General features: G+C 59.6%; 20 protein-coding genes and 1 tRNA gene. 10 read left to right on the forward strand and 11 right to left on the reverse strand.

Annotated features, from left to right (window positions below):
- Window positions 1-45 precede the first annotated feature (45 nt).
- From gcvT to AC0V6Q_RS14385, 5 genes are read left to right on the forward strand one after another with little or no spacing between them, the layout of a single operon-like run.
- On the forward strand, window positions 46-1,182 hold the full coding sequence (gene gcvT / locus AC0V6Q_RS14365; RefSeq protein ID WP_486169318.1) for a glycine cleavage system aminomethyltransferase GcvT: 1,137 nt from the start codon (window positions 46-48) through the stop codon (window positions 1,180-1,182).
- A gap of 3 nt (window positions 1,183-1,185) precedes the next feature.
- Complete coding sequence (gene gcvH, locus AC0V6Q_RS14370; protein WP_034959558.1) at window positions 1,186-1,557, forward strand: glycine cleavage system protein GcvH; 372 nt, start codon at window positions 1,186-1,188, stop codon at window positions 1,555-1,557.
- 34 nt (window positions 1,558-1,591) lie between these two features.
- Entirely contained in the window at window positions 1,592-2,968 is a 1,377-nt protein-coding gene (gcvPA, locus tag AC0V6Q_RS14375; RefSeq protein WP_486169063.1) for an aminomethyl-transferring glycine dehydrogenase subunit GcvPA, read from the forward strand.
- On the forward strand, window positions 2,965-4,548 hold the full coding sequence (gcvPB, locus tag AC0V6Q_RS14380; RefSeq protein ID WP_486169064.1) for an aminomethyl-transferring glycine dehydrogenase subunit GcvPB: 1,584 nt from the start codon (window positions 2,965-2,967) through the stop codon (window positions 4,546-4,548). The genes gcvPA and gcvPB overlap by 4 nt, the downstream gene beginning before the upstream one ends.
- Entirely contained in the window at window positions 4,545-5,690 is a 1,146-nt protein-coding gene (locus tag AC0V6Q_RS14385) for a DUF6624 domain-containing protein (RefSeq protein ID WP_486169065.1), read from the forward strand. Before gcvPB ends, AC0V6Q_RS14385 begins: the two co-directional genes overlap by 4 nt.
- On the opposite strand, the gene AC0V6Q_RS14390 is transcribed toward AC0V6Q_RS14385, so the two are convergent.
- Window positions 5,687-6,970: a lipopolysaccharide biosynthesis protein gene (locus AC0V6Q_RS14390; RefSeq protein WP_486169066.1), complete on the reverse strand. Its 1,284-nt coding sequence runs from the start codon at window positions 6,968-6,970 to the stop codon at window positions 5,687-5,689. The two genes, AC0V6Q_RS14385 and AC0V6Q_RS14390, sit on opposite strands and share 4 nt — an antisense overlap.
- A 136-nt stretch (window positions 6,971-7,106) precedes the next feature.
- Between AC0V6Q_RS14390 and AC0V6Q_RS14395 the strand changes: the two genes are divergently transcribed.
- On the forward strand, window positions 7,107-7,832 hold the full coding sequence (locus AC0V6Q_RS14395; RefSeq protein ID WP_486169067.1) for an Nmad3 family putative nucleotide modification protein: 726 nt from the start codon (window positions 7,107-7,109) through the stop codon (window positions 7,830-7,832).
- A 45-nt stretch (window positions 7,833-7,877) separates the two neighbouring features.
- Here AC0V6Q_RS14395 and mmsB read toward each other — a convergent pair whose 3' ends face one another.
- From mmsB to AC0V6Q_RS14420, 5 genes are all read right to left on the reverse strand, one after another.
- On the reverse strand, window positions 7,878-8,750 hold the full coding sequence (gene mmsB, locus AC0V6Q_RS14400) for a 3-hydroxyisobutyrate dehydrogenase (protein ID WP_486169068.1): 873 nt from the start codon (window positions 8,748-8,750) through the stop codon (window positions 7,878-7,880).
- 105 nt (window positions 8,751-8,855) lie between these two features.
- Window positions 8,856-9,650 carry an enoyl-CoA hydratase-related protein gene (locus AC0V6Q_RS14405; protein WP_486169069.1) on the reverse strand — a complete coding sequence of 265 codons (795 nt, stop codon included), beginning with the start codon at window positions 9,648-9,650 and terminating at the stop codon, window positions 8,856-8,858.
- The gene (locus AC0V6Q_RS14410; protein ID WP_486169070.1) at window positions 9,647-10,705 is read right to left on the reverse strand and encodes an enoyl-CoA hydratase/isomerase family protein; all 1,059 of its coding nucleotides are present in this window, start codon (window positions 10,703-10,705) and stop codon (window positions 9,647-9,649) included. The genes AC0V6Q_RS14405 and AC0V6Q_RS14410 overlap by 4 nt, the downstream gene beginning before the upstream one ends.
- Window positions 10,677-11,096 (reverse strand): VOC family protein, encoded by a 420-nt coding sequence (locus AC0V6Q_RS14415; RefSeq protein WP_486169071.1) that lies wholly within the window; start codon window positions 11,094-11,096, stop codon window positions 10,677-10,679. The genes AC0V6Q_RS14410 and AC0V6Q_RS14415 overlap by 29 nt, the downstream gene beginning before the upstream one ends.
- 10 nt (window positions 11,097-11,106) lie before the next feature.
- The gene (locus tag AC0V6Q_RS14420; RefSeq protein ID WP_486169072.1) at window positions 11,107-12,252 is read right to left on the reverse strand and encodes an acyl-CoA dehydrogenase family protein; all 1,146 of its coding nucleotides are present in this window, start codon (window positions 12,250-12,252) and stop codon (window positions 11,107-11,109) included.
- A 131-nt stretch (window positions 12,253-12,383) separates the two neighbouring features.
- On the opposite strand from AC0V6Q_RS14420, the gene AC0V6Q_RS14425 reads away from it, so the two are divergent.
- The gene (locus tag AC0V6Q_RS14425) at window positions 12,384-12,812 is read left to right on the forward strand and encodes a hypothetical protein (protein WP_486169073.1); all 429 of its coding nucleotides are present in this window, start codon (window positions 12,384-12,386) and stop codon (window positions 12,810-12,812) included.
- A gap of 44 nt (window positions 12,813-12,856) precedes the next feature.
- Complete coding sequence (locus AC0V6Q_RS14430) at window positions 12,857-13,861, forward strand: Kelch repeat-containing protein (protein ID WP_486169074.1); 1,005 nt, start codon at window positions 12,857-12,859, stop codon at window positions 13,859-13,861.
- Here the strand turns inward: AC0V6Q_RS14430 and AC0V6Q_RS14435 are convergent.
- The 5 genes from AC0V6Q_RS14435 to AC0V6Q_RS14455 all read right to left on the reverse strand — a co-directional run bounded on the left by AC0V6Q_RS14435 (window position 13,851) and on the right by AC0V6Q_RS14455 (window position 18,763).
- On the reverse strand, window positions 13,851-14,252 hold the full coding sequence (locus tag AC0V6Q_RS14435; protein WP_486169075.1) for a RidA family protein: 402 nt from the start codon (window positions 14,250-14,252) through the stop codon (window positions 13,851-13,853). The genes AC0V6Q_RS14430 and AC0V6Q_RS14435 overlap by 11 nt on opposite strands.
- A complete protein-coding gene (locus AC0V6Q_RS14440) occupies window positions 14,249-15,208 on the reverse strand; it encodes a polysaccharide deacetylase family protein (protein WP_486169076.1) in 960 nt (319 codons plus the stop codon). Before AC0V6Q_RS14440 ends, AC0V6Q_RS14435 begins: the two co-directional genes overlap by 4 nt.
- A gap of 36 nt (window positions 15,209-15,244) precedes the next feature.
- Window positions 15,245-16,738, reverse strand: coding sequence for a CoA-acylating methylmalonate-semialdehyde dehydrogenase (locus AC0V6Q_RS14445; protein WP_486169077.1), 1,494 nt, complete (start codon window positions 16,736-16,738; stop codon window positions 15,245-15,247).
- A gap of 379 nt (window positions 16,739-17,117) precedes the next feature.
- A complete protein-coding gene (locus AC0V6Q_RS14450) occupies window positions 17,118-18,263 on the reverse strand; it encodes a YeeE/YedE family protein (RefSeq protein WP_486169078.1) in 1,146 nt (381 codons plus the stop codon).
- Window positions 18,264-18,307: 44 nt separating this feature from the next.
- Window positions 18,308-18,763: a rhodanese-like domain-containing protein gene (locus tag AC0V6Q_RS14455; protein ID WP_486169079.1), complete on the reverse strand. Its 456-nt coding sequence runs from the start codon at window positions 18,761-18,763 to the stop codon at window positions 18,308-18,310.
- Window positions 18,764-18,900: 137 nt separating this feature from the next.
- On the opposite strand from AC0V6Q_RS14455, the gene AC0V6Q_RS14460 reads away from it, so the two are divergent.
- Window positions 18,901-18,974, forward strand: a tRNA-Gly gene (locus tag AC0V6Q_RS14460).
- 22 nt (window positions 18,975-18,996) lie between these two features.
- The gene (argE, locus tag AC0V6Q_RS14465; RefSeq protein WP_486169080.1) at window positions 18,997-20,148 is read left to right on the forward strand and encodes an acetylornithine deacetylase; all 1,152 of its coding nucleotides are present in this window, start codon (window positions 18,997-18,999) and stop codon (window positions 20,146-20,148) included.
- Window positions 20,149-20,168: the final 20 nt, after the last annotated feature.

Here is a 20,168-nt window from a genome sequence, read left to right on the forward strand (position 1 = left end):
GTTCTCGGGGATACAATTTTGAGCGATCAACCAACACAAGATGACATGCCGGAAGAGGTCGTGGAGCTGGGCAAGCTGCCGCTCGACGCATGGCACCGCGCGGCTGGTGCTCGCATGGTCCCGTTTGCGGGCTATGAAATGCCGATCCAGTATGCCGGACCTGATGGGGGTATCGTTGCCGAACACGAATGGACGCGTTCCAGCGCAAGCCTGTTCGACGTCTCCCACATGGGCCAGCTTACCGTTCATTCGCCCGACGATGACCCTGATCTTGCCGCGCGCGAGCTGGAAAAACTGCTCCCCGGCCTCATCACATCGCTTAAACCCGGCAAAATGCGCTATTCGATGCTGCTGACCGAGGAAGGCGGCGTGATCGATGATCTCATGGTGACGAACACCGGCCCGCATCTGGCGCTGGTCGTAAACGGGGCTTGCAAGTGGGATGACATCGCGCATCTTCGCGAGCATTTGGCGGACGAAGTAACGCTCAACCACCATGACGATTTTGCGCTGCTCGCGCTGCAAGGGCCAAAGGCGGGCGAGGTTCTGGAAGAGCTGATCCCTGGCACAGGCGCGCTCACTTTCATGACCGCTGCGCTTTTCGACTATGACGGCGGCCACATCTGGGTCAGCCGCGCAGGCTACACCGGAGAGGACGGCTTCGAGATTTCTGTTCCCGAAGGCTCGGTCCAAAAACTCGCCGATGCTCTGGTGGCCGATGCCCGCGTGAAGCCAGCGGGGCTGGGCGCAAGAGACAGCCTGCGGCTTGAGGCTGGCTTGCCGCTTTACGGCCACGATCTGACGCTGGATATTGATCCGGTGAGCGCTGATCTCACCTTTGCGCTGTCCAAGAAACGCCGCGAGGGTGGGGGATACCTTGGCCACGGGCCGGTGATGGATGCCTTTAACAACGGCCCCGCGACAAAACGCGTGGGCCTCAAAATCGAAGGCCGGATGCCCGCGCGCGAGGGCGCCGAGGTTTTTGCAGGCGATACCAAAATTGGCACCGTCACCAGCGGCGGCTTCTCGCCTACATTGGGTCAGCCTATCGCCATGGCCTATGTCGATGCCGCCTACGCCGAAGAAGGCACCCAGCTCACCTGCAAAGTCCGCAGCCGCGAGCTGTCCGCAACCGTTTCACCCATGCCTTTTGTGGCTCACAAATATTTCAGAGGGAACTGATCAATGCCGCGTTATTTCACCGATGAACACGAATGGATCGACGTCGAAGGCGAAAGCGCCACTGTCGGCATTACGGACTACGCGCAGGAGCAATTGGGCGACATCGTCTTTGTCGAACTGCCATCCGTTGGCACCATGCTCGACAAGGGCGGCGATGCGGCTGTGGTTGAAAGTGTGAAGGCGGCAAGCGACGTTTACGCCCCCATCAGCGGCGAAGTGACCGAAGGCAATGACGCGCTCGAAGAAGAGCCTGCGCTGGTGAACTCTTCACCCGAAGAAGAAGGCTGGTTCTTCCGCATGACCATCGGCGACAAGGCCGAGCTCGAAGGTCTGATGGATGACAAAGGCTACAAGGCGTTTGTCGACAATCTCTAAAATTTTCCAAGCTCCTCATACTTAGGAAAACCCCATGCGTTACCTCCCCCTGACCGATACCGATCGCGGCGATATGCTCGCGAAGATTGGCGCTGATAATATCGATGATCTGTTCGTCGATGTGCCCGAAGTGGCGCGGCTTGATGGGCCCATTCGCGGCCTTCCCATGCACGCATCCGAAATGGCGGTTGAGCGCCATATGAAGCGGCTTGCAGGCAAGAATATGGTTGCGGGCGATGTACCGTTTTTCCTGGGTGCAGGGGCCTATCGCCACCATGTGCCGGCAAGCGTGGACACAGTGATCCAGCGCGGCGAGTTTCTGACGGCCTATACGCCGTATCAGCCAGAGATCGCGCAAGGGACCCTGCAAATGCTGTTTGAATTTCAAACGCAGGTGGCAAATCTTTACGGCTGTGCTGTGGCAAATGCCTCGCTTTACGATGGCTCGACCGCCTGCTGGGAGGCGGTGGCTATGGCGACGCGGGTGACGAAGAAGAACCGCGCGGTTCTCTCCGGCGCGCTTCATCCGCATTACTCCGAAGTCGTCAAAACCATGGCGCAGTTCACTGGCGATGTGATCGCCGACAGCGCGCCTGCCATTCAGGCTGAGCCTGACCTAGAAGGTCTGACCTCGCGTATTGATGAAGAGACGGCCTGCGTCGTGGTGCAATATCCCGACATCCTTGGCCGGATCAGCGATCTGAACGCAGTGGCCGAAGCAGCCCATGCAAAGGGCGCTTTGCTGGTTGTGGTGAACACCGAGCCAGTGGCCTTGGGCGCGATCAAGTCGCCGGGTGAAATGGGCGCGGACATCGTAGTGGGCGAGGGCCAATCGATTGGCGTTGGCCTGCAATTTGGCGGGCCATACCTCGGCCTTTTCGCCGTGCGCGATCCCAAGCATGTGCGCCAAATGCCCGGTCGCCTTTGCGGTGAAACCGTCGACGCAGAGGGCAAGCGCGGCTTCGTCCTGACGCTCTCCACGCGCGAGCAACACATCCGCCGCGAGAAGGCGACCTCGAACATCTGCACCAACTCAGGGCTCTGCGCACTGGCGTTCAGCGTCCATATGACGTTGCTTGGCGAGAAGGGGATGCGGGAGCTGGCAGCGGAAAACCATCGGCTTGCCTGCATCGCAGCGGATCGTTTGACCAAGGTGCCGGGTGTTTCGCTCCTCAACAATGCGTTCTTCAACGAATTCACGATTATGCTGGACGGCAAACCGGCGCGTGATGTGGTGCGTGCTTTGGCGGATCGCGGCGTCTTGGGCGGGGTTTCGCTCGGACGGCTTTACCCCGGTGTCGAGCGCTTGCAGCAGGCGCTGCTGGTCGCGGTCACTGAAACGACGACAGAAGACGATATCGAAACGCTCGCCACAGAGCTCGAGGCTCTTATCAAGGAGGACGTGCAATGAACGCTCCCAACAAATCCGGGTGGAAGCCCCAAATGGAAGTCGCTGACGCTACAGGCGAACATGTGACAACCACCGGCAACCGCGCGCTGATGCTGGAAGAGCCGTTGCTTTTCGAGATCGGCCATGCCGAGACGACCGGTGTTGATCTGCCCGAAGTGGACCCGAATGCGGCCACCCGCCTTGGTGGTCTGGAGCGCGAGGAGCCGATCGGCCTTGTTGGCCTGACCGAGCCCGAGACCGTGCGCCACTACACGCGCCTTAGCCGTCAGAATTACGGCATTGATCTGGGCTTTTTCCCGCTCGGGTCATGCACGATGAAGCACAACCCGCGTTTGAACGAGAAAATGGCGCGACTTCCCGGCTTTGCCGATGTTCACCCGCTGCAACCGGTCTCCACCATCCAAGGCGCGCTCGAAGTGATGAACGAGCTTGCCCACTGGCTGATTGATCTCACTGGTATGCACTCTGTCGCGATGAGCCCCAAGGCGGGCGCGCATGGTGAATTGTGCGGTATCCTCTCGATCCGCGCGGCTCTCGAAGCACGCGGCGATGCACGCGAAGTGGTGCTGGTTCCTGAAAGCGCCCATGGCACGAACCCTGCGACGGCTGCCTTTGCCAATTACCGTGTCGAGAATATCCCCGCGACCCCTCAAGGCCGGGTGGACCTGGAGGCATTGAAGGCTCGTCTTGGCCCTGATGTCGCAGCGGTGATGATCACCAACCCCAACACTTGCGGCCTGTTTGAACCTGACTTGCGCGAAATCAGCGATGCGGTCCACGAAGCGGGCGGCTTCGTCTATTGCGATGGAGCAAACTTCAACGCCATCGTCGGCAAAGTGCGCCCCGGCGACCTTGGCGTCGATGCAATGCACATCAATTTGCACAAGACCTTTTCCACCCCGCATGGCGGCGGCGGTCCGGGTTCCGGGCCAGTCGTCCTTTCCGAAGCACTCGCCCCCTTCGCCCCGCTTCCCTACACAGCGCGCACGGCTGATGGCGTGGTGCACCTTATCGAAGAAGAGCAGGCGGATGATTTTGCCCGCGAGCACTTCGGCGGTGAGCTGTCCAGCTTTGGCCGCATGACCGCATTCCACGGGCAAATGGGCATGTTTACCCGCGCATTGACCTATATGCTCAGCCACGGTGCCGATGGCCTCAAACAGGTTGCCGAGGACGCAGTGCTCAACGCCAATTACATCCTTCGCAGCCTGGAAGACGTGCTTCACGCACCCTTCGCTGACAGCGGGCCTTGTATGCACGAGGCATTGTTCGGCGATAAGGATTTTGGGGGTGGCCTGACCACGCTCGATTTGGCCAAAGGCATGATCGATGAAGGCTTTCACCCGATGACCGTGTATTTCCCGCTTGTTGTGCACGGTGCGATGCTGGTGGAGCCGACCGAGACCGAGAGCAAGGCGTCGATCGATCAATTCGTCACCGCCTTCCGCTCACTTGCTGAGCGCGCGATTGCGGGCGATGAGAGCTTGCGCCAAGCGCCGTACTTTGCGCCTCGCAGGCGTCTTGATGAGACGGCAGCAGCGCGTAAGCCGAAGCTCAAGTGGGAAGCGCCTGAGAGATGATCTTGCGGCGGTGGTGCACGACAGGGGCGTTGGCTCTATCCGCGCCCGCGCTTGCCACCGCAGAGCCGCCTCCGGCTTTGGGGAGTGCTCCTCCTGCCGATCTTTTCCCGACTTATCCCGATCAAGCCGTTGCACTACCGCCGCCTGATTATCCCGAACTCCCGCCGCTGATCGCAGATCGCATCAGGAACGACGGCAGCATTTATGACGGGTTTGACACCGGTGAGCTTGAATATCTCAAGGGGTTTTTCCCCGATGCATCGCCAGAAGAGCGTGCGCAATATGCGGTGCTGCAAGGGTGGTACAGGCGATGCGCCAAAGAGGGAAATGCGCGGCTTAAGGCCGAGATGGCAGAATTTGGTATCACCCTGATTGAAGGCAAGTTCAATGGCGCTGCCCCGGTTTGCGAACAAGTCGTCTTTGGCAATGACGGTCTTTTGGAGCGTTTCGCGACCTATGAGGAGTTTGCCAAAACGGCGCGCGTGGCCCGGCTTGTCTTCGATGGGTTGATCCAGGGGCTTGATATTCACACCACCACCCATGCCGCGCAGCACAATCGCGATATTCTGGATGAAATTGACTATTTTGAGTGGCCTTTTTTGGCGCTTCTAAACGCGCAATTCTGGGGGCGGACCAAGGGTTATGCCGACATGATCACCCTTAATCCTGATCGCCCACCCAAGATGACCCCGAACGAGCGCTATGTCTTTGGCGCTTTTATCGAAAGCGAACTCGTGCGTCTGCAATTCGCCCGCACGCGTTGGCTTGATGATATGGTCACGCGATACGGCTGGCCTACGCCTGCAAACTCCACCGATGTCGGCGCGAGTAATGCGAGGTTGTTGGTGTGGCAGAGTAAGCACGATCCCGCGTTTCAAGTGCGGATGCTTCGCGTGATGGAGCAAGCGGCGCGCGACGGATCGCTAGAAGGTGCGGAATATGCGGAGGCCTATGATGGTGTGATGCTCGAGCTTACGGGAAAGCAGCGCTACGGCACGCACTTCTTCTGCGGCGATGGTGAAAGCGCGCTGGAGACTTTGGAGGACCCGGCGAAGCTTGACGATTGGCGGACACAAATGGGGCTGGGCCCGATTGGCGAGTTTAAGGAGTATATTCGCGCCGAATGCGGTGATCCCGGCTAATCCCCCGCTTTCTCAGGCTCCACCTCGATCCTGATCTCGGCAAGGTTCAGGATCGCCACATAAAAACCGATGACGGCAAGCGCGCTCGCTCCCAGAACCGTGAAAGCTGCGCCCAATGCGCCGTTCCAGCCTATCGCTAGGTTGAGCAGCCCAAATCCCAATAGCGTGGGGACAGCGCGCACCAGAAAGGCTGTGCCTGCGCGCCCTGCCGAGACGAGAAGCGATTCAAGGCTCGCCCCGACCAGCTCCACCGCGCCTGCGATGGAGAGGATAACCAAAGCCCAGTAAAACCCGCGTCCGCGAAATTCGCTGCCTGCGATAAGGTCGAGGCCAAGCCGGCCGAACACCACCGCAACCAGAACCGCGATGACCCCGCCGATCAGCGCCACATTGGCCATGCGCCGCGCGATGACGAGCGCGTCTTCCTTGGCATGGACCAGCTCTGGCAGGATGGCTTTGGAAATGGTCTGGGCCAGCGCCACCAAGGCCTGTCCCAATTGGCTCGCCACGCGGAAACCCCCGAGCAGCGCCGCGCCGCCGAAGGCTCCGACGAGCAATAGGGTGATCTGCTTGCCCGCAATCGTGAGGCTTCCCGACATATTGGTTGACCAGACAAACCTCCAGGCGTCCTTGTGCCGCGCAGGGATGCGGGTGAGGCTGAGCGCGGAGAGGTCAATCCGCTCGTTGCGGGCAGCGGCAAGCCAAAGGGCCACGGCCACTGCAAGCTCCGATGCGGCATAGGCGAGGACAAAACCGGTCACCGTCGGCATGTAAATCCAGGCCAGAACCGCACCAGCGGTCCGCACAATAGGCTGTACCGCTTCGGCGGCGGTGGCGGTTGCGTATTTGAATCGCAGCCGCAGGAGCCCCATTGGCGTTGTGCGGATCGAGACCAGCGACACAATGCAATATGCAAAGGTCAGCGGCAAAAGCTCTTCCGGTACGGGCAACCACAAGGGCGCGCTCCACACCATCAGCGCGGCGAGCACTACACCCATGGCGACTGACAGTATGTCGAGCGCTATCGCAAAGCCGGTCGCCTCGCTTGCGGCGGTGCCATCACCATTGGTGCCGTTCGCGCCCCAGCGCACGATAAACTGCCATGTCTGGAAGTTGGCGATCCCTGTGACGACCAGCCCGATCGCGACAATCGCTGCGAAATGGCCAAACATTTCAAGGCCAAGCGTGCGCGTCGCCAACGCCAGATACACAAGGCTGAGCACGGCATTGATCCCGCGTCCGCCAAGCAGCCAGCCGATATTGGTAAAAAGACGCTGCATTAGCGTTGCTTGCCTTGGTCCTTCCCGTGTGGTGAACAAGCCGCTCACCATCAGTTTTTGCGCATAGCAACTTAAGCGCGCTTTGGGAGAACAATTTGTCGCCCTGTGCGCGAAGAATGGCTAAGTCGTAAGGCCAATGCGCATTATATTTTCACGCAAAGGCTTTGATTCAAGCGCCGGGGGCGGCCCTTCGCCGATTGTGAAGGGGGTTCCGCTGAGCCTGCCTATCCCGGCAGGCGCGGCGAGCAAGACCACATATGGCGATCTGGGGCTGGGCGACTATGCGGCCAAGGCGAGCCGGGGGAAACTTGGCGCGGATGATCTGTGCCACCACGATCCGATGTTCCTCTCGGATGGAACTTGCGCTTTTGGACAATGCGGGGCGGCACAAACCCATCTGGAACGGCAGGGCGTGGTGCCGGGCGATGTGTTTGTGTTTTTCGGCCTGTTTGCCGAGGAAGAAACACGCGAGCCGCATCACCGCATCTTTGGCTATCTCAAGGTTGAGGAAATGGTGCCTTTGGTTGGCGGTCCGCCTGAGGAGCTGGTGTCGATTGCCCACCCCCATGCCCTTGCCATGCACCATTCCAACGACGTTGTCTGGCGCGGGGAAGGGCGCACGGCAGGCACAGCCAGCAAGGCTCTGAGGCTGACGGTGCCAGAAGGACCGCCAAGCGTGTGGGAACGGCCCGCGTGGCTGAAGCGCGGCGGATTATCCTACCACGATAGGCAAGAGCGCTGGCTGCGTGGCGGACGCCTCAAAAGCGTTGCGCGGGGTCAGGAATTTGTGGCGGATATCGGACGGCGCTCGGCCCCACGCGAATGGCTCGAACAGGTGATCCAAGAGATCAATCGCCCCTGACCCGTTCGTCCTGAGCCTGTCGCAGGACGCTCGCAATGACGGTGGTTAGTCGTAAGTCTTGATAATCGCCGAGAAATCCAGGCCTTCATTGCCAGCGCCAAGGAAATCTTCGTAAAGCGCCGCCGCGCGCGAACCCAAAGGCACCGCCGCATCCGACGTCTCCGCCGCTTCCATCGCAAGCCGCAGGTCTTTGACCATCAAGGGCGTTGCAAAACCGCCTGCATAGCCATTGTCCGCCGGGCTCTCCACTCCGACACCGGGGAGCGGCGTGTAAGCGTTCAGGGACCAGTTGTAGCCGGAGCTTTGAGAGCTGATCTCGTAGAATTTCTGCGGATCAAGGCCTAGCTTCTCTGCCATCTTCATCGCTTCAGCGGTGCCGATCATAGTGATGGCGAGAAGCATGTTGTTGCAGATTTTCGCCGTTTGTCCCGCGCCTGCATCGCCTGCGTGGATCACTGCCTTGCCCATGGCTTGCAAGATCGGTTCAGCGCGGGTGAAAGCATCGGTGGTCCCGCCCACCATAAAGGTGAGCGTCCCGCCATTCGCCGCCGCAATCCCTCCAGAGACGGGCGCATCCACCATGTCATAGCCTTGCGATGTGGCCGCCTCGATCACCGATTTTGCGGTCGCAACGTCGATGGTGGAGCAATCGAGCAGCACCGCGCCAGCGGGAGCGTGGCCGAAGACTTCGTTTTCAAAGAGGCCTTTCACAATCGCACCATTGGGGAGCATGGAGACAACCGCCTCGACACCTTCGCAGGCCTCTTTCGCGCTATCAAAGGTGGTGCACCCGGCATCGCGCGCGGCTTCAAGAGCAGGCTGCGCCAAATCAAAAGCGCGCACTTCGTGGCCTGCTTTCACAAGATTAGCGGCCATTCCGCCGCCCATGTTTCCAAGACCGATAAAGGCGATTTTCATGTTGCTTTCCCCAATTCGTCATCCCAGCGAAAGCTGGGATCTCAGGCGGCTAGCACCGCTCTTTTTAGCTCTAGACCCCAGCCTACGCTGGGGTGCCGGAGCGGATTAACGCCCCTTCCACTGACCCTCACGCTTTTCAATGAATGCGGCCATGCCTTCCGCCTTGTCCTCGCTCGCGGTGAGGATTTGGAAAATGCGGCGTTCCATGATGATGCCTTGGTCGAGCGTCATTTCAAACGCGGCGTTGACCATTTCCTTGTTCGCAATCGCGGCCATCGGCGGCTTGGATGCAATGGTCGCAGCGCTCTTAAGCGCATCGGCAAGCAAATCCGCTTGAGGCACAACGCGTACCACAAGGTTTGCGCGTTCAGCTTCTTCTGCGTCCATCATCCGGCCTGTGAGGCACATTTCCATGGCCTTCGACTTGCCGATAGCGCGCGTGAGGCGCTGCGATCCGCCCATGCCTGGAGCAACGCCGAGGTTGATCTCAGGCTGACCGAATTTCGCGTTGTCGCTGGCGATGATAAAGTCCGCCATCATCGCAAGCTCGCAACCCCCGCCAAGGGCAAAGCCATTGACCGCTGCGATCCAGGGTTTGCGCGTCGTCTTGACCAGATGCGACGTCCATTTTGAGAAGAAATCGTCGAGGTAAAAATCCGCTGCTGGCTTGTCCGACATCTCTTTAATGTCCGCGCCGGCTGCAAACGCCTTTTCACCCGCGCCGGTCAGCACTGCGCACTTTTGCGTGTCGTCCGCCTGATATGCGGCGAAGGCTTCGATCAATTCCTCCAGAACAACCGAAGAGAGCGCGTTGAGCGCCTTGGGACGGTTCAATGTGATCAGCGTAACGCCGCTATTTCCTTGGGCGTTTGGCTCGGCGGTGATGGTCTCAAAGGTCATAGCGGCTTCCATTCTTCATCGGCGGGAAGGGGGGCAAAAATGCTGTCGAGCAATTCTTCGCTCACGCCCTCGGGTGTCTGTGGGTCCCATTTGGGATCGTGGGTCTTGTCTACGATGACCGCGCGCACGCCCTCTGCAAAATCGGGCCGGGTGAGGACGCGCGATCCGATGCGGTATTCCATGCGCATATTGTCGGCAAAGTCGGTGAGCGTCGCGCTGGTCGCCAGTTGGCGCAGGGCCACTTTCAGGGTCTGCGGGCTCTTGGTGCCGATCGTGTCGCGTTCCTTTTGGGCCCACTCGTCACCGTCAGCTGCTGCTGCCTCAAGGCTTGCGAGAATGTCCTCAAGCGTGTCCGAGGCGAAGTGCTTGGCGATTTTGAGCGCGTTTTCTTCGAGACGTGCCGGGGGAGGGGTGCCCACGGGTTCAGACAAAATGCCTGCGATCCGGTCGGGCTTTTCCGCGATGCGCGCCTTTAGGTCTTCGATCATCTCGCTTGGCACGTAATGCGTGGCGAGCCCTGCCCACAGGCACTCTTCGCCCTTCAGCCGCGCGCCGGTGAGCGCGAGGAATTGCCCAAGCCGCCCGCCAAGGCGAGACAAGAACCAGCCGCCGCCCACGTCCGGGAAGAGGCCAATGCCGGTTTCAGGCATGGCAAAGCGGGTGTTTTCAGTCGCAACGCGGAATTTGGCAGGCTGCGAAATACCAACGCCGCCGCCCATGGTGATCCCGTCCATGAAGGCCACAATCGGCTTTTCATAAGCGAACATCTGATGGTTTAGCTGATACTCATCGTGGAAGAATTTGCGCCCTGAAACCCCGCCGTCATTCAGCGCTGAATCGCGCAGGAACGCGATATCGCCGCCTGCGCAAAAGCCGCGGCTCCCTTCCGCATGGTCGATGATGATCGCGCGCACGTCGTCGTTGCTCGCCCATTCGGTGAGCGCCGCGCTCATCGCATGGCACATCTCCAGCGTCAGGGCGTGAAGCGCCTTGGGCCGGTTCAATGTTATGTGGCCAATCGGGCCTTCAATTCGGGTCAGGACGTCTTGTGTCATTTCCAGCTTTCAATTCGATCAGGTCCCATTTGTTGCCGAAGGGGTCGGCGAACACGGCCACTGTTGCATAAGCCTCGTGACGGGGTTCTTCCAAGAATTCCACCCCTGCTGCAAGAAGCCTCGCATGAGTATCGGCGAAATTGTTGGTATTAAGGAAGAATGACACCCGCCCACCGGTCTGATTGCCAATGGCTGCGGTTTGCGCTTGCGTATTGGCCTTGGCGAGCAGCAGGCGGCCACCCCCGGTAGCCTCTACAACGACCCAGCGTTTCCCGCCCCCAAAATCGGTGTCTTCGACCAGCCTAAAGCCAAGCGCACCCACATAAAAGGCGATGCCAGCGTCATAGTCCGGGACCACAAGCGTGGTCATGGCGAAGGTTTCGGTGGTCATCGCTACAGCCCTATTGCCGCAGCAGATCCCGGCCCACGATCATGCGCATCACCTGATTGGTGCCTTCAAGGATCGAATGCACCCGCAGGTCGCGCCAGAAGCGTTCGATCGGGTAATCGCGCAAATAGCCATATCCGCCAAACAATTGCAGCGCGTCGTTGACGATTTTGCTGCCATTGTCGGTCGCAAGGCGTTTTGCCATGGCGGAAAAGCGCGATTTGTCTGGTGCATTCTCGGTGACCTTGGCCGCCGCCAGATAGAGCAGCGCGCGCGCAGCCTCCAAATCGGTCGCCATATCGGCGAGCATGAACTGCGTGTTCTGGAAGTCGGCGACGGCTGTATCGAACTGTTTGCGGTCTTTGGTGTAGCTGATTGCCTCGTCCAGACACCGCTGAGCCCCGCCAAGCGAGCACGCGCCGATGTTCAAACGTCCACCGTCCAGACCCATCATCGCAAAGCGGAAACCTTCGCCCTCATCGCCGACACGGTTGGCGACCGGCACGCGCGCATCTTCGAAGATGACCTGCGCGGTAGGTGACGCGTTCCAGCCCAGTTTCTTCTCCGGCGCGCCAAAGCTGACGCCGGGCGTGTCCTTGTCGATCACAAGGCAGGTGATGCCTTTGGTTTTGTGATCGCCCGTGCGCACCATACAGACATAGACATCGTTGACGCCGCCGCCTGAAATGAACTGTTTCGTGCCGTTGAGAACATAATGGTCGCCGTCTAGGCGTGCGTTTGTCTTAAGCGCGGCTGCGTCCGACCCGCTTCCCGGTTCCGTTAGGCAGTAGCTCGCGATTTTGTCCATGCCGATAAGGTCGGGCAGGTAGCGGTCTTTCAACTCCTGCCCACCAAATTCGTCGATCATCCATGCGGCCATATTGTGGATCGAGATGAACGCCGATGTCGTGGGACAGCCATAAGCCATCGCCTCCATGATAAGCGCGGCTTCCAACCGGCCAAGCCCGATGCCGCCCGATTCTTCCGACACATAAATCGCGCCAAAGCCAAGCTCTGCTGTCTTCTTGATCGTGTCCTTCGGGAAGATGTGTTTTTCGTCCCAGTCGGCTGCGAAAGGCGTGATGTTGTCTGCGGTGAAACGCTGCGCCATCTCTTGAATAGCGAGCTGATCGTCGGTGAGTGAGAATTGTCCTTGCATGGCATCGGGACTAGCTTTTCCGGACGATCAAGAAAAGGTCTCAAAATAGCGAGGGTAAGGAGGGTGCAGCGCATGGGGCCTCACGCGAAATTTTCTGTAACCCAAATGGGGTCTGGTGCGTATTATAAGTCATGTCATACTCATCGCCCTCCGATCCAAAGCGGCTGATCTGCGTTTACAATGCGGATACGGGCCTGATTCAGGCACTGATGCATGCCGTGCACAAGCAGGTCCGGCCCGATACCTATCCGTGTTCCTTGTGTGCGCTGACCTATGGTGCGGTGTCCATGCGGGGCGATTGGAAGGCCTTTTGGCAAGCGCTGGAGCCGCAGGTCGATTTCTACCACCGCGATGATTTCACAGCGGACTTTCCGGCCTTTGGCACCGGCGGCAATCAAGAGGTCGCCTTGCCCGCGATCCTGATTGATGAAGCGGACGCTGACCTGCGCATTCTGATCTCGAATGAAGAGCTTGATGCGATGGCCGATGTGAATGATCTGATGGCGAGGGTGGAGCGCGAACTGGGTGTGGTCCCGTCGCAGGCGCAAGCAGCTACCTGACGCGCCTGCTTGACCAATTGCGCCGTGTGCTCTTCAAAAGAGCGATGCGTATTCTTCGTCATGCTCCAAAGTTTTTCGCGGCGCTTGCTGCCCTTCTCGTCGTGGTTCCGGCAGGCGCTTATCTGATTGGTCCATCGCTTATGACGGGTGCTGGCGATATGTCAGAGCCGCGATCCGAAGTGCACGCCGCCGAGCTTGACGGCACCATTTATGTCGCGGGCGGCATCGGGTTTCAGAGGACGCTTAAAAGCTGCGTTGCCTTTCAAGTTGCCACACAAGGCTTCTCGGATTGCCCCGACTTGCCGCGCACCTTGCATCATGTTGGCATGGCGGCCGGAAATTTTGGGGGCGAGGGTCAGGTGTTCGCCAGCGGCGGCTACTCCAGCCTGCCGTTCAACCAGGACCCGGACGGCGCCCTTTTTGCCTTCTCGCCCGATGATGCGCAGCCGCAGTGGCGCGAATTGTCCCGCCTGCCAGAGCCGCTTGGCCAACATGCGATGTTCTACCGCGAGGGGAAATTGTGGCTGATCGGGGGGCAATCGGGTGACAGGACGCTTGGCACGATCCGCACCTATGATCTGGCGAGCGGCAAATGGGGTGAGGTCACGCCTATGCCAACGCCGCGCCATTCCCATGCTTTCGCGTTTGACGATGACAAGCTCTACGTAACCGGCGGGCGCAGCGATACACTTGGTCCCCATGCAACGGTGATCGAGGTCTATGATTTTGCCTCGGACAGCTGGGAGAGCCTGCCCGATGCGCCGTTCCCTCTCGCAGGGCACGGCGCGGCTGTGTTTGAGGGACGCTTGCACATTTATGGCGGAGAGGATGTGACGACTTCTGAAGTGTTCACCCGCCATGTCTCGATGGACTTGGCCGATCCATCAAGCGGCTGGCGCGAAGAAGTACCTATGAGCGCGGGCCGCCATGGATTTGCGACTTGGCGGGTGGGAGACACGGCCTGGATTTTGGGCGGCGGCGAGCTTGCCGGTTGGAAAACGCTGACCTCGGTCACCGGAACCGCGTTTCCATTGAAGCTCAGTCGTTGATGACAGCTTCGGCCTCAATCTCGACCTTCCATTCGCGGCGACATAGCCATGCGACGCCAGCCATGGTCGCAGCAGGCCGCGCTTCGCCGAAATAGCGGGCGTGGACCTCGCCCACGGCCTCCTGATCGTCGAAATCGGTCAGCAGCATTCGCGTGCGCACCACGTCTTTGGCGCTGCCTCCAAGCTCTTCGATAGCCGCAACAATGATCGCACAGCATCGGTCCGCCTGCTCGGCAGCGCCGCCCGGAGTGGTCGAGCCATCGGGTTCAACCGGACCAGTGCCGGCAACGATAATGCGATTGCCCTCGCGGACAGCTCGGCAAAAGCCGAATTGATCTTCGAAGGGCGAGCCCGAGGTTGCTCGGGCCTTCACGTTTTGGGGGCTGGTCATTGCGGTGTGTCCTCTTCCTCGCCAAGCACGCGCGTCTTGAACCATTGCTCCAAAATGCGCGTGTCATTGCCCCGATACCAGCGCGGCGGGTCGATCCCTTTTCCCCATGCGGCGAGCTCTATCAAAGTGCCTTGGGCAGAGGGAACATCGGGCGCGCTGTTGTAGACGGGGTCTGCAAACGCTTCGTCGGCTGTGATGATCGTCCAACCTTTTGCGCGCAGTGCGGCGACCAGATCTGTGATAAACATGGCCGACAAATCGGTTTCGTGCAGCAGCATATTGTGCGCCACGGGGTCATCGAAGGTCTTGAGCCCTAGTTGGTGATAGAACTCGGCCGCCTCCACATGGGTTTCGACAAACAAGTCGCGCGCAGTATCGGCAGAATAGTCGCGTCCCTCGCGTTCTGCCCGGCCAAGGGCTGCCTCAAGCCACCAGTCCGAAGCGTCAACCGTGGGACTTGCATTCAAGAGGCCCCGCGCACGCAATGCCGCCCTTATTGTGTCGCGTTTGACCGTGTCGGAGCGCCCTTCATCCAAGAAGGGATAGCGGAACCATGGCCGGTATCCTTCGCGGCCCTCAAGCCACTGCGCTGCAAGGTCGATATTGGCGATATAGGCGTCTGCACCGGTCTGCGAGAGGCGCGGGTGGTCGTTTGTGTGATTGGCAATAACATGGCCCGCCGCAACATAAGCGGCGATGCGTTCCTCGGCGCCAGGGCGCTTTGCAATTCGGCCCGGATTGACGAAAAACGCCGCCTGCTCGACGCCCGCCTTTCGCAAAGCCTCGATCAACAACCGCGTGCGTTCTTCCGAGGTAAAGAACCCGCCTTCGCCGCGCGGCACATCGTCGAAGGTGAGCGCAATGCGCTTGTCAGATGGCGCGGTGTCATCCGCGTTTGCCGGGACGGTCAATGATGCAAAGGCGAGGGATAGGGCGATAACAACAAATCTGATCATCGCCCTATTCTCCCATCACATTCCATTACCCCCCAATTACCCCATGGTCGGAATAACAAAGGCGTTGCTGCCATCGCCGCCACCATCGGGCCAACGCTCGGTGATCTTCTTCTTCTTGGTCCAGAAAGCAAGACCCTCGGTCCCGTATTGGTCGATATCGCCAAAGCCCGAACGCTTCCATCCGCCGAAGGAGTGGTAAGCGACAGGCACAGGGATCGGTACGTTGACGCCAACCATGCCCACTTGAACGCGGCTCGCAAATTCACGCGCGGCGTGGCCGTTGCGGGTGAAGATTGCGACGCCGTTTCCGTACTGGTGCTCAGACGGCAGGCGCACCGCCTCTTCAAAATCCCTGGCGCGCACAATCTGGAGCACTGGGCCGAAGATTTCCTCTTTGTAAGAGGACATCTCAGGCGTCACATGATCGATCAGGGTCGGGCCAACGAAGAAGCCTTTCTCATGCCCTTGAAGCGTGAAGCCGCGCCCGTCGATGACGATTTCGCCGCCTTCTTCCTCTGCTGTGGTGATCCACTGCTCGATGCGCGCCTTGTGCTCTGGTGTGACAACAGGGCCATAATGCGCGTCCGGGTCGGTTGAAACACCCACGCGAAGGGCGTGGATCGCCGGGATCAGCTTTTCCTTGAGGCGTTCCGCCGTATCCTCGCCCACTGGCACCACAACCGGCAGCGCCATGCAGCGTTCGCCCGCCGAACCAAAGGCAGCGCCCGCCAGATCGTTCACCACCTGATCAAGGTCAGCGTCCGGCATCACAACGCCGTGGTTTTTCGCGCCGCCAAAGGCTTGCACGCGTTTGCCGTTCTCTGCGCCGCGGTGGTAAATATAGTGCGCAATATCGGACGACCCCACGAAACTGATCGCAGGGATATCAGGATGGTCGAGGATCGCATCGACCATTTCCTTGTCGCCGTGGACGACCTGCAAAAGCCCCTCTGGCGCGCCCGCTTCGATGAAGAGTTCGGCCAAGCGCACCGGCACCGAAGGATCGCGTTCCGATGGTTTCAGGATAAATGCATTGCCCGCCGCACACGCCATGCCAAACATCCACATCGGGATCATCGCAGGGAAGTTGAACGGGGTGATGCCCGCGCCAATGCCAAGCGGTTGACGCATGGAGTAGACATCAATGCCGGGCCCTGCGCCTTGGGTAAATTCGCCCTTCAGCACTTGCGGAATGCCGCAAGCGTATTCGATCACTTCAAGCCCGCGCTGAACATCGCCCATGGCATCGGGAACGGTCTTGCCGTGTTCGCTTGAAAGAAGCTCGGCCAAAGGCTTCATATTCGCCTCGATCAGCTCCTTGAACTTGAACATGACGCGGGCGCGTTTTTGCGGGTTGGTCGCCGCCCATTCGGGCTGAACGCGCTTGGCCGTTTCAACGGCTGTGTCGAGCAAGTCGCGGCCCGCCAGAACGACTTCGGCCTGAACCTCGCCCGTTGACGGGTTCCAGATCGAGTGCTTGCGGGTGGCGGCGGGGCTGTCGCCGACAATAAAATGGTCAACCTGACGCATGGGAAATCTCTCCTGTCTCGTTAGTCACGCCATGGCGAGCCTTGCAGCAATGCGCAATACACACTTTTGAGAGCATCGATTAGCTGTTCCAGAGGAGCGGGATCGCGAAAAATTGTTGCTTGCGAGGCGTTCCGGAAGATCGGATTCAAACTTTGCAGCCGCGACTTGGCCTGTGGGCGTGTCACTCGGCATGGCAGGCGCGCGTCGAACAATTTTCCTACACTTGCCAGACATTCTAAGCCGATGGGATGCCTTATGCGTGCCTCTCTACCCTTGATCGCTTCCCTCGATTGAAACGCGTGCCTGTGATCGAGCGGTTTTTTGCCCCTGAACAGTGTGTCAAGTGTGTCAAAACTTCCCGATTATCGCAAGTTTTCAGCTATTTGCCTGAAATGAGGAAACCGCGTCCCGTTCGCAGTTTAAGCGCACACGCGCTGCCCACCAGAGCCGCGATCATCCACACCAATCCATGGAGGCTGCCCGAAATCATCCCGCCTAAATAGCCGCCGATATTGCAGCCATAGGCAATGCGTGCGCCGTACCCCATCAACACGCCGCCCAGCAGTGCGGTGCCGACATCGCTCCATGAAAGGCGCAAGGTGGGGGCAAAGCGGCCCGCAAGATTGGCCGCGAGCATGGCCCCGCCGATGATGCCGAAGTTCATGACCGATGTGGCATCGGTGAGTACAGAGCGGTTGAGCCAGCCTTGGCGGTTTTGCCAGTACGGCCAACTGGCAATGTCGATCCCTGCAAATGTGCCAACTTTCGCGCCCCAAAGGGTGAAGGCCGAGGTAATCCCCCATGGCCGCCCAAGCAGAGCGAGGGTCGCAATACTGACGACGCCAAGGGCGAGGGCGCCTGCCAAAAGCGACCATGGCCCCGTAAGGATCGAGCCCGTTTCGCGAGGAGATTCAAGATCGCCGTACAGGGCCTTTTCCCGCCGGACCGAAAGGAAGGCAATGATGCCAAGAAGCGCAAACAGGATGGCAAGACCGCCAAAGGCTCCGGCCTCTTCGACCAGCCCGACGCGCGGCCCGCTGGGAAGACTACGCCACCACGGGACATGCAAGGTTGCAAAGACGGAGCCTGCGATAAAGGCGCTCAAGGTGATCACCATACGGGTGCTGCCCCCGCCAACGGTGAACAATGTGCCCGACCCGCAACCGCCTGCGAACATCATGCCAAAGCCGAAGGTGAAGGCGCCTGCAAGAACGCCAATGCTGACCGGTGCAACAGAGCCCCTCGCGCTGATCCCGATGGCATCGCCATATGCGATTAGGGGGAAGCTGATGAGGCTGACCAGCCCGATCAGCAGCAATTGCATCCGCAAGCCCCCGCTGCGACCCGCCGTAAGAAAGGCGCGCCAATGGGCCGTGAAACCGAAGGCTGCGTGGTACAGGGCAAAGCCTGCCAGAAGCCCGATCAATGTGGCAAGCGACAGTGTCAGGCCCGAGACGCTCCACACCGCGATGATCAGCGATGCGAGCCCTGAAAGGACAATCGTGAAGGAGACAGGTCTAGACAAAAGCTGGGACAAAGAGCTGGGACAAAAGCTGGGGGCCAGGGCCGTTACTCGGCCTCTTGGGCAGCCTTCCATCCGTCATAACCATCGGTCAGATGGGCAACGCTGGTGAAGCCTTCTTCCTTCAGAACCTCGAGCGCACGCGCGCTGCGCGATCCGGATTTGCAATGGAGGATGTAGGTTGTGTCACGGTCAAGGTCGGCGATTGCCGATACAAAGTCGTCGCCGAGGAAATCGGCATTGACCGCGCCGTCGATATGGCCTGCGTCAAACTCTGCCGCGGTACGCACATCAAGCACAACCGCGCCATCCTCGCCCGCCAAAAGCGAGTTTGCGTCTGCAACGCTGATATTGCGAATATTGCTCTGCGCCGGTGTGGCTCCTGTGTCAGTTGCGATGCTGGATTCGGCACCCGTTTCGGTAGGGGTTTCTTGCGCACAACCGGCAAGCGCGAGGCTCAAACCAAGCCCTGCGGGTAGGACAATTTGCAAAACGGACTTCATCGATCGCTCCTGTTTGATGTCGGCCAAGGCCTGAGCCCAGACCTGAAACTGGACCTAGAACAATTGAGGAGATTGCCCAAGCACAACCGGTGTTGACGAAAGCGCAGACATGATAGAAACGCTTGATCCGTACAAATGCGGGTGTAGCTCAATGGTAGAGCAGCAGCTTCCCAAGCTGACGACGAGGGTTCGATTCCCTTCACCCGCTCCAACTTGTGCGCTAGGCGGGCGTCATGACTGATATGACTCGCGCACGCGCCATCCTCGATCAATTGATCGCCTTTGACACCACCTCTCGCAACAGCAATCTGGCTCTGATCGAATGGGTGGAGAGCTATCTGGCTGAGCATGGCGTGGCGAGCCACCGGGTGAGCAATGAGGATGGCACCAAGTCCAATCTCTTCGCAACCGTCGGCCCTGATGTTGAAGGCGGGATCATCATGTCGGGGCACACTGACGTGGTACCGGTCGATAATCAGGATTGGTCGAGCGACCCTTGGGTGACGCTCGAAAAAGACGGCAAGCTGTATGGGCGCGGTACGTCGGATATGAAGAGCTTCATCGCGCTGACGCTTGCGTGGGTTCCGACGTTTGTGAAGGGTTCAAAGCCGATCCATCTCGCGATCAGCTATGACGAGGAAATCGGATGTCTTGGCGCGCCTGCGATGATCGAACAGATGGCTAAGCAAGTGCCCACACCGCGCATGGCCATTGTTGGTGAGCCGACCTCTATGCGCCTTGTCACAGGGCATAAGGGCATCAGCGTGTACCGCGTCGAAGTGACCGGGGCCGAGGCGCATTCCAGCCTCGTCAATCACGGCATATCGGCCAATGAACACGCGGTCGATCTGATGCACTCTCTGCTCGAGCTTTCGCGCGATCTCAAAATGAAGGCGGACCCGGACAATGGCTTTGACCCGCCCTATCCAACGCTCACCATTGGGGTGATGAAGGGCGGCGAGGCGGCCAATATCCTGGCGGGGCATGCACAGTTCCAGTTCGACCTGCGCTGCCCTCCTGGCTTTGTCTCAGCCGACCTGCTCGCCCCATTCAAGGCGCGGTGCGAGGCGCTCGACAACGAGCTCAAAGCGCGCTTTCCCCAAGCGGGCGTGACATTCGTGAAGGTCGCCGATGCGCCGCCTTTGGGTGATGAGGGAAGCGAGGACGCCGTTGCCTTTGTCCGTAAGCTGACAGGAGAAAACTCGGCCCCCGCCAAGGTCTCTTACGGCGCCGAAGCCGGGCAATTCCAGCAAGGCGGTTTTCCCACTGTCATCTGCGGCCCCGGCTCAATCGAGCAGGCGCACCAGCCCAACGAATGGATCGCCATCGAGCAGTTGGAGAAGGGCGCGCGCTTTATGGAGCGTCTGGCTGAGCAATTGCGATAGCTCGGCGAATTATGTACCCG

The sequence above is a fragment of the Erythrobacter sp. S227 genome (assembly GCF_057364925.1).

Bases quoted from the DNA above. Each gene is read 5' to 3' on its own strand.
- gcvH (WP_034959558.1), top strand. From the start codon at position 1,186: ATGCCGCGTTATTTCACCGATGAACACGAATGGATCGACGTCGAAGGC.
- mmsB (WP_486169068.1), bottom strand. From the start codon at position 8,750: ATGAAAATCGCCTTTATCGGTCTTGGAAACATGGGCGGCGGAATGGCC.
- AC0V6Q_RS14395 (WP_486169067.1), top strand. From the start codon at position 7,107: ATGCGCATTATATTTTCACGCAAAGGCTTTGATTCAAGCGCCGGGGGC.
- AC0V6Q_RS14385 (WP_486169065.1), top strand. From the start codon at position 4,545: ATGATCTTGCGGCGGTGGTGCACGACAGGGGCGTTGGCTCTATCCGCG.
- AC0V6Q_RS14415 (WP_486169071.1), bottom strand. From the start codon at position 11,096: ATGACCACCGAAACCTTCGCCATGACCACGCTTGTGGTCCCGGACTAT.
- AC0V6Q_RS14425 (WP_486169073.1), top strand. From the start codon at position 12,384: ATGTCATACTCATCGCCCTCCGATCCAAAGCGGCTGATCTGCGTTTAC.
- gcvPB (WP_486169064.1), top strand. From the start codon at position 2,965: ATGAACGCTCCCAACAAATCCGGGTGGAAGCCCCAAATGGAAGTCGCT.
- AC0V6Q_RS14430 (WP_486169074.1), top strand. From the start codon at position 12,857: ATGCGTATTCTTCGTCATGCTCCAAAGTTTTTCGCGGCGCTTGCTGCC.
- gcvPA (WP_486169063.1), top strand. From the start codon at position 1,592: ATGCGTTACCTCCCCCTGACCGATACCGATCGCGGCGATATGCTCGCG.
- AC0V6Q_RS14435 (WP_486169075.1), bottom strand. From the start codon at position 14,252: ATGACCAGCCCCCAAAACGTGAAGGCCCGAGCAACCTCGGGCTCGCCC.
- AC0V6Q_RS14405 (WP_486169069.1), bottom strand. From the start codon at position 9,650: ATGACCTTTGAGACCATCACCGCCGAGCCAAACGCCCAAGGAAATAGC.
- AC0V6Q_RS14440 (WP_486169076.1), bottom strand. From the start codon at position 15,208: ATGATCAGATTTGTTGTTATCGCCCTATCCCTCGCCTTTGCATCATTG.
- AC0V6Q_RS14445 (WP_486169077.1), bottom strand. From the start codon at position 16,738: ATGCGTCAGGTTGACCATTTTATTGTCGGCGACAGCCCCGCCGCCACC.
- AC0V6Q_RS14390 (WP_486169066.1), bottom strand. From the start codon at position 6,970: ATGCAGCGTCTTTTTACCAATATCGGCTGGCTGCTTGGCGGACGCGGG.
- AC0V6Q_RS14455 (WP_486169079.1), bottom strand. From the start codon at position 18,763: ATGAAGTCCGTTTTGCAAATTGTCCTACCCGCAGGGCTTGGTTTGAGC.
- gcvT (WP_486169318.1), top strand. From the start codon at position 46: ATGCCGGAAGAGGTCGTGGAGCTGGGCAAGCTGCCGCTCGACGCATGG.
- AC0V6Q_RS14410 (WP_486169070.1), bottom strand. From the start codon at position 10,705: ATGACACAAGACGTCCTGACCCGAATTGAAGGCCCGATTGGCCACATA.
- argE (WP_486169080.1), top strand. From the start codon at position 18,997: ATGACTGATATGACTCGCGCACGCGCCATCCTCGATCAATTGATCGCC.
- AC0V6Q_RS14420 (WP_486169072.1), bottom strand. From the start codon at position 12,252: ATGCAAGGACAATTCTCACTCACCGACGATCAGCTCGCTATTCAAGAG.